14 protein-coding genes are annotated in these 13,570 nt (G+C 73.6%); 8 read left to right on the top strand and 6 right to left on the bottom strand.

All coding sequences use genetic code 11. The annotated features are described in order from the left end of the window. Positions 1-41: 41 nt before the first annotated feature. Positions 42-722: a bifunctional DNA primase/polymerase gene (locus AB0L33_RS08365; protein WP_365678882.1), complete on the bottom strand. Its 681-nt coding sequence runs from the start codon at positions 720-722 to the stop codon at positions 42-44. Positions 723-1,013: 291 nt separating this feature from the next. On the opposite strand from AB0L33_RS08365, the gene AB0L33_RS08360 reads away from it, so the two are divergent. Both AB0L33_RS08360 and AB0L33_RS08355 read left to right on the top strand, forming a co-directional pair. Next, complete coding sequence (locus tag AB0L33_RS08360) at positions 1,014-2,396, top strand: transcriptional regulator (RefSeq protein ID WP_365678880.1); 1,383 nt, start codon at positions 1,014-1,016, stop codon at positions 2,394-2,396. 223 nt (positions 2,397-2,619) lie between these two features. Next, positions 2,620-4,032, top strand: coding sequence for a hypothetical protein (locus AB0L33_RS08355; RefSeq protein WP_365679430.1), 1,413 nt, complete (start codon positions 2,620-2,622; stop codon positions 4,030-4,032). Positions 4,033-4,068: 36 nt separating this feature from the next. On the opposite strand, the gene AB0L33_RS08350 is transcribed toward AB0L33_RS08355, so the two are convergent. Continuing rightward, complete coding sequence (locus AB0L33_RS08350; RefSeq protein WP_365678878.1) at positions 4,069-5,349, bottom strand: ABC transporter substrate-binding protein; 1,281 nt, start codon at positions 5,347-5,349, stop codon at positions 4,069-4,071. A 183-nt stretch (positions 5,350-5,532) separates the two neighbouring features. Here AB0L33_RS08350 and AB0L33_RS08345 point away from each other — a divergent pair, with 183 nt between their 5' ends. After that, positions 5,533-5,970 (top strand): hypothetical protein, encoded by a 438-nt coding sequence (locus AB0L33_RS08345; RefSeq protein WP_365678876.1) that lies wholly within the window; start codon positions 5,533-5,535, stop codon positions 5,968-5,970. Between the two features lie 28 nt (positions 5,971-5,998). Further along, complete coding sequence (gene purU, locus AB0L33_RS08340; protein WP_073964587.1) at positions 5,999-6,868, top strand: formyltetrahydrofolate deformylase; 870 nt, start codon at positions 5,999-6,001, stop codon at positions 6,866-6,868. A gap of 18 nt (positions 6,869-6,886) precedes the next feature. Here the strand turns inward: purU and AB0L33_RS08335 are convergent, their stop codons facing one another. Further along, positions 6,887-8,125 (bottom strand): zf-HC2 domain-containing protein, encoded by a 1,239-nt coding sequence (locus AB0L33_RS08335; RefSeq protein ID WP_365678874.1) that lies wholly within the window; start codon positions 8,123-8,125, stop codon positions 6,887-6,889. Beyond that, a complete protein-coding gene (locus AB0L33_RS08330; protein ID WP_365678872.1) occupies positions 8,122-8,700 on the bottom strand; it encodes a sigma-70 family RNA polymerase sigma factor in 579 nt (192 codons plus the stop codon). Before AB0L33_RS08330 ends, AB0L33_RS08335 begins: the two co-directional genes overlap by 4 nt. A gap of 236 nt (positions 8,701-8,936) precedes the next feature. Between AB0L33_RS08330 and AB0L33_RS08325 the strand changes: the two genes are divergently transcribed. From AB0L33_RS08325 to AB0L33_RS08315, 3 genes are all read left to right on the top strand, one after another. Then, positions 8,937-9,311, top strand: coding sequence for an STAS domain-containing protein (locus AB0L33_RS08325; RefSeq protein ID WP_365678870.1), 375 nt, complete (start codon positions 8,937-8,939; stop codon positions 9,309-9,311). 93 nt (positions 9,312-9,404) lie between these two features. After that, positions 9,405-9,926, top strand: coding sequence for an EF-hand domain-containing protein (locus tag AB0L33_RS08320; RefSeq protein WP_365678868.1), 522 nt, complete (start codon positions 9,405-9,407; stop codon positions 9,924-9,926). A 386-nt stretch (positions 9,927-10,312) separates the two neighbouring features. Continuing rightward, positions 10,313-10,780, top strand: coding sequence for an ATP-binding protein (locus tag AB0L33_RS08315; RefSeq protein WP_365678866.1), 468 nt, complete (start codon positions 10,313-10,315; stop codon positions 10,778-10,780). Here AB0L33_RS08315 and AB0L33_RS08310 read toward each other — a convergent pair. Continuing rightward, on the bottom strand, positions 10,777-11,769 hold the full coding sequence (locus AB0L33_RS08310; RefSeq protein ID WP_365678865.1) for a helix-turn-helix domain-containing protein: 993 nt from the start codon (positions 11,767-11,769) through the stop codon (positions 10,777-10,779). The genes AB0L33_RS08315 and AB0L33_RS08310 overlap by 4 nt on opposite strands. A gap of 103 nt (positions 11,770-11,872) precedes the next feature. On the opposite strand from AB0L33_RS08310, the gene AB0L33_RS08305 reads away from it, so the two are divergent. Further along, a complete protein-coding gene (locus AB0L33_RS08305; RefSeq protein WP_365678863.1) occupies positions 11,873-13,150 on the top strand; it encodes an MFS transporter in 1,278 nt (425 codons plus the stop codon). Between the two features lie 14 nt (positions 13,151-13,164). Here the strand turns inward: AB0L33_RS08305 and AB0L33_RS08300 are convergent, their stop codons facing one another. Continuing rightward, complete coding sequence (locus AB0L33_RS08300) at positions 13,165-13,497, bottom strand: hypothetical protein (RefSeq protein ID WP_365678861.1); 333 nt, start codon at positions 13,495-13,497, stop codon at positions 13,165-13,167. Positions 13,498-13,570 lie beyond the last annotated feature (73 nt).

Below are 13,570 nucleotides of genomic sequence, written 5' to 3'. Positions count from 1 at the left end.
TGCACGCCTTTCGAAGTCCCCGTACGTACGTGGGGACCACCCTACGAAAGGCGCTCCTGGCGCGCGTCGGCCGCCGCCCGCCCGCAGGCGTACGCGAGCGGGCCGATCAGCTCCTCGACCTCGGGCAGCCAGCGGTTGGCGGTCGTGGGGGAGCGGGCCCACTGCACCGCTCCGGCCCCGCCGACCCGGGTCGGCGGGGCGACGACGTAACCGCCCTCGCCGACGCCGCGCAGGCCGATCGACGCGGCGTTCCACCCGGCCCGGCGGACCAGGTCCTCCGCCTTCGCGGCGGCGCCGGGCAGCACGAAGAACTGCATGCGGCGGTCCGGGGTGCGGGTCACCGGGCCGAGCGGCAGGCTCATCCGCTCCATCCGGGCGAGCGCCAGGAAGCCCGCCGACTCCGGCACGTCCACGGCGTCGAACGCGCGCCCGGTGGGCAGCAGCACCGCCGCCCCGGGCCGCCGGGTCCACATCCGGCGGGCCGCCGCGCCGCTGCCGGTGGCCCCGTCCGCCCAGCCGGCCCCGGCCGGGTGGGCGCCGGGCGCGGCGCACGCCTCCTCGCCGCACGAGCAGCGCGGGCCGCCGCCGGACGGCTCCAGCCAGGTGCCCGGGCACACGTCCCAGTGCCTCTCCTCCGTGTACCGCACGGCGGCGTCGAGCAGCTGCTCCACGCGCTGCCGGGGGACCCGCTCCGCTTCCTTGACTCCGATGGGCTCTTCCACGTCCAGCCCAACTACAGGCTTCACGAAGAGTTACGGCCGCCCGTCGCGCGGTTCCGCACACGGGGCGCACGGGTGCACGGGCGGGGGCGCGTGGGAGAGGCACGGGCCCTGGGCGGGTAGCTGGTTACGGGACGTCCGGCAGGTGCGGTCCGGCGCGGCATTTTAGTGACCGGCCGTGACGAATGAGGTAAGTCGCGCAGAAAGTGACCAACACGATGAATGGGCGCATTTCTCGGACATATGCCGGGCAGTGATCCCGCCACCTATCACTGCGGCCTCAGGGGGATACGCATGGCAGCCAGGCCACTCGTCGCACGGCAGCCGAACGAACGGCTCCAGGCGCTCATCCAGGAAGCCGGATGCTCCAACGCGGGCCTGGCCCGCCGGGTCAACATGGTCGGCGCCGAACGCGGCCTCGACCTCCGCTACGACAAGACCTCCGTGGCCCGCTGGCTGCGCGGCCAGCAGCCGCGCGGCCGGGCGCCGGGCACCATCGCCGAGGCGCTGGGCCGCAAGCTCGGCCGTACGGTCACGATCGACGAGATCGGCATGGCCAACGGCAAGAACCTCGCCTCGGGCGTCGGCCTCCAGTTCGCGCCGACGGTGATCGGCGCCATCGAGCAGGTCTGCGAGCTCTGGCGCAGCGACGTCGGCCGCCGCGACTTCCTCACCGGCTCCACGGTCGCCTCGTCCGCGCTCGTGGAGCCCAGCCGCGACTGGCTGATCACCGGCGCCGACCCCCAGGTCGCCCGGGCCGCCGGGTCCCGGGTCGGGATGTCCGACGTGGAGGCGGTGCGGGCGACGACCGCCGCGCTGGTCGACCTCGACCACCGCTTCGGCAGCGGCCATGTGCGCCCGGTCCTCGTGCACTACCTCAACAGCGTGGTGTCCGGCCTGCTTTCGGGGGCGTACCGCGAATCGACGGGCCGTCAGCTCTTCGCCGCGGTCTCCCGGCTCACCGAACTCGCCGGTTACATGGCGATCGACACGGGCCAGCCGGGCCTGGCCCAGCGCTACTACATCCAGGCCCTGCGCCTCGCGCAGGCGGCGGGCGACCGCGCCTACGGCGGCTATGTGCTGGCCGCCTCGATGAGCCACCTCGCCGCCCAGCTCGGCAACCCGCGCGAGATCGCCCAGCTGGCGCGCGCCGCGCAGGAGGGCGCGCGCGGCCGGGTCACCCCGCGCGCCGAGGCGATGTTCTACGCGGCGGAGGCGCGCGGCCACGCACTGCTCGGCGACGCCCGCACTTGCCTGGAGATCGCGGGCCGGGCCGAAGCCGCCCTGGAACGGGCCGAGCCGGACAGCGGGGACGACCCGGACTGGATCGCCCACTTCGACCACGCCTACCTCGCGGACGAACTCGCGCACTGCCACCGGGACCTGGGGCAGGCCGAGGCCGCCGCGCGCCGGGCGAAGGAGTCGCTGGACGGCCACCCGGAGTCCCGCGCCCGGCGCCGGGGCATCGGCCTCGCGCTGCTGGCCACGGCCCAGGTGCAATTGCGGGAGGTCGAGCAGGCGTGCCACACCGGGACCCGGGCGATGGAACTGCTCGGCACCGTGCGCTCGACCCGGGGCGCCGAGTATCTGGAGGACCTCCAGCAGCGCCTCCTGCCGTACGGGGACGAGCCCGCGGTACGGGAGTTCGGCGCGCGGCTCGAGCTGCAGGCGGCGTGAGCCGGGCCGGGCGGGCCCTTAACTGCGTCTTGGGGGGCCGCGGTGTTACACCCTGTGTCACGGGAGGGCTGCGGACCGCGTGCACTTGGCACACCGCGGCTGCCACCCGATAGCGTGAGCCGACGATTCCATAGTTGACACGCACGTAGGAGTCCCGGTGACACAGAGCGGACAGGGCGACGAGCAGCAGAACCCTGCTGTACGACCCGCGCACGAGGGTGTCGTGCTGCCCTCGGACGGCGGAGAGCCCTGGACGCCGGGGAGAGCGGCGGACCAGGCGGCCCCGGCCGGTGGCCGGCCATGGGGGCAGGCGTGGGGCCCGCAGCCCGGCGGGCAGGACGCTTACGGGCAGCCGCAGTCGCAGCCGCAGCAGCCGCAGTCACCGCAGGCGTACCCGCAGCAGCAGGACCCGTACGGGCAGCGGCCCGGCGGGTACGGGCAGGACGCCTACGGCGGGAACCAGGGCGCCGCGCCCCTGCCGCCCGCGCAGCCCCGGCCCCAGCCCCAGCCCTACGCGCAGCCGCTGCCGCCCGAGGCCGGGCCCGGGGCGGCCCCGGGCGGGGACGCCGAGGCCACGCAGTACATCGCGCCGATACCCGGTGGCCCCGGCCCCGGCGGGCTGCCGCCGGAGAACCCCGCGGAGTCCACGCAGCTCCTGGGCCGCGCCGTGCGGGCCCCCCGGGGCGGCGGCGACGCCGAGGCGACGCAGTACATACCCCCGGTGCCCGGCGGAGCCCCGTACGGCATCCGGCCCGGGACGCCCGGCGAGCGGCAGCCGCCCGCCGAGTTCGACAACCTCTTCCGCAGCGACGAGCCCGAGGGCGCGACGCAGCAGATGCCCCGGTTCGACCCGGCCCGGCAGCCCCCGTACGGCCAGGGTCCGCAGCAGCCCCCGTACCAGGCGGGCCCGCCGCCGCAGCAGGGCTTTCAGCAGCCGCCCCCGTACAGCGGTCCCCAGGACGGGCCGGGGCTGGACGAGGGCGACGGCGGGCGGCGCAAGAAGTCCGGCGCGGTGCCGCTGATCGCGGCCGTCGTCATCGGCTGCGCGGTGATCGGCCTCGGCGCCGGCGCGCTGATGAGCGGCGGCGACGACGACAAGGACAGCAAGCAGCCGGTGGCGTCCGCGAGTTCACCGGCCGCCGGTGAGCCGTCCAAGGAGCAGGAACAGCCCGCCGCCGACCCGGCGAAGCCGCAGGCCGAGGAGCTGGACAAGCTCCTCGCGGACAGCAACAACAGCCGCGCGGCGGTGATCGGGGCGGTCGAGAAGACCAAGTCCTGCACCGATCTGGACACGGCCGTCTCCGACCTCAAGGGCGCCGCCAAGCAGCGCCGCGACCTGGTCACCCGGCTCCAGGCGCTCTCCGTCGACAAGCTGCCGGACCACGAGCGGCTGACCGCCGAGCTCACCCGGGCATGGCAGGCGTCCGCGTCGGCCGACGACCACTACGCGGCCTGGGCGGTGCAGGCCAAGAGCAAGAAGGTCTGCAAGCACGGCCACGCGAAGACCACCTCGCACACCCAGCAGGCGACCGTGAAGAGCGGCGAGGCCAGCAACGCGAAGCGGCAGGCCGCCGCGCTGTGGAACAAGATCGCCGAGAAGTACGGGCTGACGAAGCGCCAGGCGACGGCGCTCTGATCCCCTGGGCCGCTGAACCGGTGCGACCGCGCCGGTTCAGCGGGTCGCGCTGGCCTCCGCCATGGTCTCCGTGACGTCCACGAAGTCCTTGCGCGCCGCGACCAGCCGCCCGTCGCGCACCACCTGGAACGTCACCTCGCTGTTGACGACGCGCGGGTAGGACCGCGAGCCGATCATGTCCTCGTAGCGCCAGCGCAGCGGAGGCGTGAGGCCCCCCGTATCGGCGCGCGCGCCCCGGCCGAGGGCCTGGGTGAGCTTCGCCGCGGTGATCCCGGACCCGTGCATCGACTCGATGACCGACTTCAGGGCGGTGTACGCGACCCAGGTGGTCTGCACGCCCGTGTCGTCCGGGTCGATCCGGTTGTCGCCGAAGGCGTACGCGCGGATCACCTTCCGCATCGCGTTCCACCGGGCATCGCCCGGCGGCGGGTACCAGCCGGTGACGTACGCCCCCTCGAACGGGCTGTCCCGCCCGCCGGTGCGGTCGATGAGCGGCTGCTCCACGCTGCCGAGCACGGACGCCACGCGCACCGCGGTGTCTTCCGGTTCCAGCCGCCGGAACGAATCGAAGAAGGTCTCCGTGCGGTCGCCCAGCACGGACGTCACGCACCCGCCGGGCCCGCCCGCACCGGACAGCGCGCGTTCCGCCTCCGCGTCGTACGAGGTGACGCCCTCGGCGGCCGGTATGTCGAGCGGCGCGGGCCGCCCGGCCTCCTTCAGACCGGTGCGCAGCAGCCACGCCTGGCTGTCGCCGGACAGGGTGTCCGGGCGCACCAGCGAGACCCGGTCGCAGTCGTGCGCCAGCTGCTCGGCGGTCCCGGCGAGCAGCGCGGACTGGCCCCCGGTCACCGGGTAGGACGCATAGCTGCGGAACTCCTCCTCGGAGGCTCCGTAACCGCCGATGTACGGAATCCCGGCGACCTCCAGCGGGGCCAGGAACGCCCGCCCGTGCCGGCTGTACGAGCCGACGACCGCGACCGCCTTCGCCTCGACGGCCTTGCGGGCGCAGTTCCCCGCCCCGGTCCAGGCGTCCTGTTCGTCACAGGTGACGACGCGCAGCTCGTGCCCGTCGATCCCGCCGTGCGCGTTGATCCAGCGCCCGTACGCCTGCGCCATGGCGGTCATCCCGGCCATGTTCTCGGTGTCCGGTCCCGCGGTGCCGCCCGGCGCCCAGGTCATCACGGTGACGGGCTCCCTGGAGTCCCCCGAACCCCCAGGGAGCGCGCCGCAGCCGGACAGCAGCAGGGCCCCCGCCGCCACCGCACCGGTGAGCGATCCGAAGGGGCGGGAGAGGAGGGGGCGTCGCCGTCCGGTCATGGACCGAGACCTTTCCGCGCCCCGGGTAACGCCGTGGTGTGGCGCCGTCAACGGCCGGTGACGTCACCGTGAACGCCAGGGGCCGGTCAGGACCGCCGAAAGGGGAACGTACGATCGACAACCGTGCAGCAAGGTTCCGAGAACTCTTCCCGTCGCGCCCGTCGCTCCTCCACCATGGGCGGCATGCCGCTCAACGACCTTCCGTGGTGGCGCTGGCGCAGCAACGTGCGCTCGGCGCTGCACATGCTCTCCGACCCCGTCTTCCACCGCGACTGCTGGCTGGCCGGCCGGGAGGGGTACGGCGACGTCACCGACGCCGTGTACCGCCTGGTCGAGGACACCTGGCTCGACAACTGGTCCGCCGAGAAGTACGTCGGCACGATATTCCGGGACGCCACCGAGGCCGCCCTGGTGGACGCCGCCGTGCTCCGGGTGCTGCGCATCCTGCACCAGGTCGGAGCGGACGCCCCCGTCTCCGTCTACCTGGAGCACCCCGGCTGGCCGGAGGCCGTCGCCGCCGCCCGCGAGGCGCACGTGCTGCTCGCCGCCAACGACGGCGAGGACCCCGACGCCCCGCCGCGCTCCCTGGACGTCCTCCGCATTCTGACCAGGTCCGCCTGACGCCGCGAGGTTGTGGCACGCTACAGGGATGACCGCGCCGCAGCCTGCCCCCGACCAGTACGTCCTCACGCTGTCCTGCCCCGACAAACAGGGCATCGTGCACGCCGTGTCGAGTTACCTCTTCATGACCGGCTGCAACATCGAGGACAGCCAGCAGTTCGGGGACCACGACACCGGTCTGTTCTTCATGCGCGTCCACTTCTCGGCGGGCACCCCGGTCACCGTCGACAAGCTGCGGGCCAGCTTCGCCGCGATCGGTGACTCCTTCGCCATGGACTGGCAGATCCACCGCGCCTCGGAGCGCATGCGGATCGTGCTCATGGTCAGCAAGTTCGGCCACTGCCTCAACGACCTGCTCTTCCGGTCCCGGATCGGCGCCCTGCCGGTCGAGATCGCCGCCGTCGTCTCCAACCACCCGGACTTCGCCGAGCTCGTCGCCTCCTACGACGTGCCCTTCCGGCACATCCCGGTGACCCGCGACAACAAGCCGCAGGCCGAGGCGGAACTGCTGGACCTGGTCCGCGAGGAGAACGTCGAGCTGGTCGTCCTGGCCCGCTACATGCAGGTCCTCTCGGACGACCTGTGCAAGCAGCTCAGCGGCCGGATCATCAACATCCACCACTCCTTCCTGCCGAGCTTCAAGGGCGCCAAGCCCTACCACCAGGCACACGCGCGCGGTGTGAAGCTCATCGGCGCCACCGCCCACTACGTCACCGCCGACCTGGACGAGGGCCCGATCATCGAGCAGGAGGTCGAGCGCGTCGGCCACGGCGTCACCCCCGACCAGCTCGTCGCCATCGGCCGCGACGTCGAGTGCCAGGCGCTGGCCCGCGCGGTGAAGTGGCACGCGGAACGCCGCATCCTGCTCAACGGCCGCCGCACGGTCGTCTTCGACTGACGGGCTCCCCGGGCGGGGCTACAGGCGGCTGAGCGAGGCGGCCGCGGACAGCACGTCGCTGATCGCCTCGCGGTCCCCGCGCTGCCCGGCCGCCGCCTCGACCGGCGGCACGTGCCCCGCCACCAGCCGGCAGAACTCCACGCCGTCCAGCGCCACCTGCGCCACCGTGTGCTCGGCGGACCCGACGGCGGCGGGGGAGTCCAGCGAGATGTACCAGTGGCCGCCGCCCGAGCCCTCGATCTCCAGGTGCAGCGAGCGTCCCGGGGACCCGGCCGACACCAGCCGCCCGGCCGGCCCCGCGAGCCCCGCCCGGCGCCGCACCGCCAGCGCCCCCGGCAGCAGCCGGACCGCGAGGTCGATCATCCGGTGCAGATGCCCGGCGGACGGCGGCTCGTACGGATAGTCCACGGCCTTCGCGATGTCCCGGCCGTGCACCCAGCACTCGAAGGCCCGGTCGAGCATCGCGTCCTGCAACGGCAGCGAGAAGTCCCCGTACGGCACGGACAGCTCCGAGGACCCGCGCCGCGCGAACGACACGGTCCTGATCAGCGTGTGGCTCTGCTCGCGCCACGGCTCACGCACCGTGCGGGTGAGCGGGCGCCGGGCGGACGACCAGTACGCCTCGGTGCGGGCGGTCGGCGTGAGCGGGGCGTCGGGAAGCGGGTCGTCCAGGCCGAGGGCCGCGCCCACCAGGCCGTCCACGCTCATCAGGTGCCCGATCACCCCGGCGACGGTGGTCCGGCGGCCCGTCTGCCGCTCGCCCTCGAACCACTTCAGCCGCACCGGGGCGTGCCACTCGGCGGCGCCGATGTCCCGCAGCAGCGCGTCGAGCCGCGCCGTCTCGGCGTCGTACGGGGCGGCCCAGTCCGGCACCGGGACCTTCGCGGGGCGCCGGCTCAGGCAGCTCTCCAGCACCCGGGACCGCAGCAGCGGATCGAGGTCCAGGCTCCGGTCGGTGTGCAGCAGCCCGACCGCGTCGCGCAGCCGCAGCGCCTCGTCGGCACAGGGCTCGCACCCGGCCAGGTGCGCCTCGACGGCCGCGGTCTCCTCGGCGGAGCACGCGGAGAGCGCCCAGGCCCCCAGGAGTGCCTGAAGCACGCGGTGCGGGAGGACCGGGGCGGGCGGGGCCCCGGGCGGCGGCACCCGCCCCAGGTCCCCGAAGTCGTCCGCGGCGGGCCGGGGCCCCGGTATGCGCCGGGCCCCGCGCACCTCGTCGCGGCCCTCCTCGTCCCGGTCGCCGCCCGCGCCGCCGCTCACAGCGCCCTCCCGTATCCGGGCGGCGGGGCGCCCTCCACCGGCCGGGTCCGGGCGGTGGACAGCAGCTGGAGCCCGAGCCGCAGCCGCCTGCGCGCCTCGTCCTCCGTGACGCCGAGGTCCGCCGCGGCCTGCCGGTAGTCGCGGCGCTGTACGTACGCCAGCTCCAGGGCGGCACGCAGCGGCGCCGGCATGGAGGTGACGATGTAGTCGGCCCGGGCCGCGGCGGTGGCCCGGCGGACCCGCTCGTCCAGGGCGTCCGGACCGCCGGGCTCCCCGCTCTCCTCGGCGTACGCGGCGTCGCGCAGCCGCCGCACGGACTCGCGGTGCGTGAGGAAGGCCAGCCAGGCCCGCATGGAGCCCTGCTTCGGGTCGTACATGTCCGGGTTCTCCCAGACGTAGCCGAAGACCTCGCGGGTGACCGCGTCGGCGGCGTCCTCGTCGTCCAGCATCCGATTGGCCTGGCTGTGGACGAGGACGGCGAACCGGTCGTACATCTCGCCGAGGGCGGCGGCCTCGCCGCGCGACAGCCGCTGCTGCATCCTGCGGTCCCAGCGGGGTGGTGCGTTTTCGGCCATCTGCCCCCCAGCCCTCTGCCGTCGGACCTGTGCGTCCCTGTCCCACTCGTCCTGTCCGAATGTAGTCCCCACCTCCCCGGAAGCACGCCCCTTTACGACAAGTACGTCCTGGGAACACGCCGTCTTTGCGAGACGGGTGTTTCGCGAGGGACGTACGGGGGCAGCCGCCAGGGAGGAACGCAAACTTCCGGATCACCGGGCTGCCCCGGAATCCCCGGAACGAGAGGCCCAGTCGCGTGACCCTGAAAGTCTCGGAGACCGAGCGGGGCGGATGGACCGTGCTGCACATAGGCGGCGAACTGGACCTGCTCACTTCGGCCACCGTCCGCCAGTCCGTCCACGAGGTGGTGGCCGTGGGCCGCCACGACGTGGTGCTCGACCTGTCCGGGGTCCAGTTCTGCGATTCGAGCGGGGTCGGGGTGCTCATCGCCCTGCGCCGCCTGATGCGGTCCTGCGGGGGGCGGCTGCGCCTGATCCTGCCCGCCCGCGGCGCCGAGGAGGGCTCCCACGTCAACCGCGTGCTCGCCGCCCTCGGCGTGCGCCGCTTGTTCGATGTCTTCCCGGACTGGGACGCGGCCGTGGACGAGAAGGCCGAGCCCCTGACGGCCTGAAACGGCCGTCGGCGCACCGGCCCGTGCGGAGCTGTCACGGGGCTGAGTCCCGTAAGTGACACGTGACGGCGGAAGGCGTCGTACGCTCCCCGCATGGACAGCGCAGAGTATGAGCGCAAGATCGCCTTCCGCTTCGCCGCCTTCGACCAGGACGGCAACGGATACATCGATCGCGCGGATTTCAACGCCGCCGCGGCCCGTCTGCTCACCGAGTTCGGTACGACGGCCCGCTGCGACAAGGGCCAGGCGCTCTACAACGGCGCCGAGGCGTTCTGGCAGGGCATGGCGGGCATCGCCGACGTGGACGGGGACCAGCGGGTCACCCGTGAGGAGTTCGTGGGCGGGGCGGTGAAGCGGCTGCGCGACAACCCCGAGCGGTTCGCGGAGATCGCGCGCCCGTTCCTGCGGGCGGCGCTCGCGGTCGCGGCGGGACCGACCGGCGGCGACAGGGCACCGGTGCCGGCCGTGGAGCGGGCCCTGAGGGTCCTCGGCGCGAGCCCGGACGCGGCGGCGTTCGCCGCGCAGAGCCTGGACACGGACCGGGACGGCGGGGTCGTCGAGGAGGACGCGGTGGCCGCGCTGGCCTCGTACGTGACGGTCATCGAACCGGACTAGCGGGTCGTGCCCCGGGGGCCACCCGGCCCCCGGGGGTGACGCAGCGCGACCGTCGGTCACCGATACCGGCTCGTGTCCTTCGCGTGATTCGTCACGGCGTGGAGTCGGTGCCCCGCTCGGGTACCCTCCGAGGGATGCGAGTGGTTCCGGAACCTGACGGTCCGGACGCGGCCTGCGGGGCGCGTCGGGTCCGGGTGAGGTGCTGTTCGACTCTCCGCAATGTGCGTCGCACAGTATGCACTACGCGTACTCCTTCGCGCTGGAATATGCCCGAAGCGCTTGTTGCGGTGACTGTACGTCAACCATGCTGTCGTGCAGGGGAATCACGTTCCGTGACCCCATGGAGGCGCGAGGCGATGTGTCCGCCGGTTCGGATGGTGTGAGCGGTGCAGGTGCTTCAGGTTCAGTTGGAGGTCGGGCCCGACCCCGCGGAGGTCGGACGGGCCCGCAGATGGGCGCGCTCACGGCTCGCCGGTTCCGGCGTCGGAGACGACGAGCCGCTGGCCGAGACCCTCATCCTGCTCATCTCGGAGCTGGTCACGAACGCGGTCGTGCACACCGGCTGTCCGGCCGTGCTGCGCATGCTCTTCGGCCCGGAGGGCGCCCCGGGCGGCGCCGGGACCGTGCGCGTCGAGGTGGCGGACGCCAGCTGCCGGCCGCCGCAGCAGCGGCACGCGCGCGGTGAGGACACCGGCGGACGGGGCCTGGAGCTGGTCGACGGCCTCGCCGACCGCTGGGGCTGGCAGCCGGAGGGCGCGGGCAAGCGGATCTGGTGCGAGGTGGACCGCAGCGTCCCGCTGATCCAGGGCCGGCTCCAGCCGGGCGCGCACGGCGCCGAGCCCGCGGTTCCCTAGGCGCTCTTCCCCGCCGTCGCGCGGAACGTGCGGCGGTAGACCGTCGGCGAGACGCCCAGCGCCGCCTGGAGGTGCTGCCGCAGCGAGGTGGAGGTGCCGAAGCCCGCGTCCCGGGCGACCTGGTCGATGGACAGGTCCGTGGACTCCAGGAGCCGGCGCGCCAGCTCCACGCGCTGCTGGGTCAGCCACTGCACGGGGCTGACGCCGACCTCCTCGCGGAACCGCCGGGTGAACGTCCGTACGCTCATCGACTCCTGCTGGGCCATGTCCCGCAGCAGGATCGGCCGTTCCAGCCGGGCCAGCGCCCAGGCCCGCGCGTTCGTCGTCATCGCGAACCGGTTGTCCGGCACAGGTCGCTGGATGTACTGCGCCTGGCCCCCGTCCCGGTGCGGCGGCACGACCGTGCGCCGGGCGACGTCGTTGGCGACGGCGGCCCCGTGGTCGCGCCGCACCAGGTGCAGGCAGAGGTCGATCCCGGCGGCGACCCCGGCGGAGGTCAGCACGTCGCCGTCGTCGATGAACAGGACGTCCGGATCGACCCGGACGGCCGGGAAGAGCCGCTGGAAGTGGTCGGCGTGGGCCCAGTGCGTGGTGGCGGGGCGCCCGTCGAGACGGCCCGCGGCGGCCAGGACGTAACTGCCGGTGCAGATGGACACCATGCGGGTGCCCGGCCGGATGTACGCGAGCGCGGCGGCCAGTTCGTCGGTCAGCCGCCCCTCGTCGTACACGGGCCCCATCTCGTAACTGGCCGGGACGACGACCGTGTCGGCCGTGGCGAGGGCCTCGGGTCCGTGCCCGACCATGATCGAGAAGTCCGCGTCGGTGTGGACCGGTCCCGGCGGCCGGACCGAGCACGTCACGACGTCGTACAGCTTCCGCGCCCGGTCCGGCTGCTCCACGGGGCGTGCGAGCCCGAAAATCCGCTGGGGGATGCCCAGTTCGAAGGGGAGCAGCCCGTCGAGGGCGAGAACGACGACCCGGTGCGGCACAGCGGACTCCCTTCGGCCGGCCGGGGCCCGAGAAAAGCCCCTAGCTGGTATAGACCATAAGCTGATACATGTCATCGGTGTGAAGGAAAAGTCAGCAGACTCCGTGCGCATTCCCGCCACGGACCCCCAGGCCGCCCTCGGTGGCCCGTCCCCTCTCCCACCCCTGCCGCCCCTGTTCGAGGAGCCCGGCAGGCAGCTCTGGAACCGTAACTTCAGGCTGTTCTTCGTCGCCCGCACCGCCGCCGTGTTCGGTGACGGCATGATCCCCGTCGCCCTCACCGCGGGGCTTCTCGGCGCGGGCCGCCCGGCCTCCTCGGTCGGTTACGCGCTGGCCTGCTGGATGGGCCCGCTCGCCGTGTTCGTGCTCTTCGGCGGGGTCCTCGCGGACCGGTTCACGCCGCGCCGCATGATGATCATCGCCGACGCGCTGCGGCTCGTCGGTGCCTCCGTGCTCGCCGTGTCCTTCGCGACCGGCAACCCGCCGCTCTGGGCGGTGTACGCGCTGAGCTCGGTGGCCGGTGTCGGCGCGGCCCTGTTCCAGCCGGGCGTCGCCTCCACCGTGCCGCGTGTCGCCCCGGACGTGCAGCGCGCCAACGCCGTGCTCCGCGTCTCCGAGGCGCTGATGACCATGGCGGGCCCCGCCTTCGCGGGCGTCCTCGTCGGCCTGGCGAGCGCGGGCGCGGTCTACGCCGCCAACGCCTCGACCTTCCTGGTCTCCGGGGCGTGCCTCTTCCTGCTCCGGCTGGCCCCGGCCCCCTCGGACGAGGCGCCGCGCGGCTCGTTCATTGCCGAACTGGTGGACGGCTGGCGCGAGTTCACCGCGCGCAGCTGGCTCTGGGGGGTGATCGCGGTCTGGACGGTGTACGGCTTCGCCGTGCTCGGCCCGATGCTCCCGCTCACCGCCGTCCGCGTCACCGAGGCGCACGGCTCGGGGACGTACGGCGCGATGATGGCGGTGAACGGCGCGGGCAGCGTCGTCGGCGGCCTGCTCGCCCTGCGGCTGCGCCCCCGGCGCCCCCTCGCGGCGGGCGCCGTCGCGCTCACCGGCGTCTGCGCGAACCTCGTCGTGCTGGGCCTCGGGCTCTCCGTACCGGCCCTGGGCGCGGGCCAGTTCGTGGCGGGCGCGGCCTCCGCGTTCTGGCTGGTGATGTGGTCGACCACCGTCCAGACCCACGTGCCGCCCGAGTCCCTGAACCGGCTGCACGCGTACGACGTGGCCGGATCGCTGCTGATGGTGGCGGCGGGCCGGGCGCTGGCGGGCCCGCTCGCGGACGAACTCGGCGCGCCGGAGGTGCTGTTCGCGGGAGCGGTGGTCAACGTCGCGGCGGTGGGAGTGCTGCTCGCGGCCCGCCCGATCCGCCGCCTGGAGCGGATCGGCTGAGGCGGGGCGGGGCGCTACTTGTTGCGCGCCCGCTCCTCGGACTGCTGCATCTCGATGACTCTCAGGACGTGTGCGCTGGTCTGCCGGCGCACACGTCCGGCGACGAGCAGCCCCGTACCGGCCACCGAGAGCGGTGCCGAGATGCCGAGCAGGGTCAACTGCTTGGGCATGGTGGTGTCCATCTCGCAAATGGACGAGGCGCGGAAGCAGTACAACGTGTCCTCGGTGTCCCGGATCAGGAAGCCGACCCAGACCCACAGCGCGCAGGCGATGAGGAGCAGCAGGGCACCCCAGCCCTGCATCAGCGACGACCCGTGGTTGAAGCGCTGGCGTTCGGCCCACTGCATGGAATTCCCCCGGGAATCGGACGGAGCGGCGTACGCCAGATCGTACGCGTGTGCGTGGTGGCCCGATCCTTGC

The organism is Streptomyces sp. NPDC052299, from assembly GCF_040679335.1.
Taxonomy (GTDB): Bacteria; Actinomycetota; Actinomycetes; order Streptomycetales; family Streptomycetaceae; genus Streptomyces.
The sequence above is the reverse complement of the archived record's forward strand: the minus strand, read 5'-3'. Positions and strand labels throughout refer to the sequence as shown.

Excerpts from the sequence above, each read along its gene's own strand:
- AB0L33_RS08360 (WP_365678880.1), top strand. The coding sequence starts at position 1,014 with ATGGCAGCCAGGCCACTCGTCGCACGGCAGCCGAACGAACGGCTCCAG.
- AB0L33_RS08345 (WP_365678876.1), top strand. The coding sequence starts at position 5,533 with ATGCCGCTCAACGACCTTCCGTGGTGGCGCTGGCGCAGCAACGTGCGC.
- purU (WP_073964587.1), top strand. The coding sequence starts at position 5,999 with ATGACCGCGCCGCAGCCTGCCCCCGACCAGTACGTCCTCACGCTGTCC.
- AB0L33_RS08350 (WP_365678878.1), bottom strand. The coding sequence starts at position 5,349 with ATGACCGGACGGCGACGCCCCCTCCTCTCCCGCCCCTTCGGATCGCTC.
- AB0L33_RS08330 (WP_365678872.1), bottom strand. The coding sequence starts at position 8,700 with ATGGCCGAAAACGCACCACCCCGCTGGGACCGCAGGATGCAGCAGCGG.
- AB0L33_RS08320 (WP_365678868.1), top strand. The coding sequence starts at position 9,405 with ATGGACAGCGCAGAGTATGAGCGCAAGATCGCCTTCCGCTTCGCCGCC.
- AB0L33_RS08300 (WP_365678861.1), bottom strand. The coding sequence starts at position 13,497 with ATGCAGTGGGCCGAACGCCAGCGCTTCAACCACGGGTCGTCGCTGATG.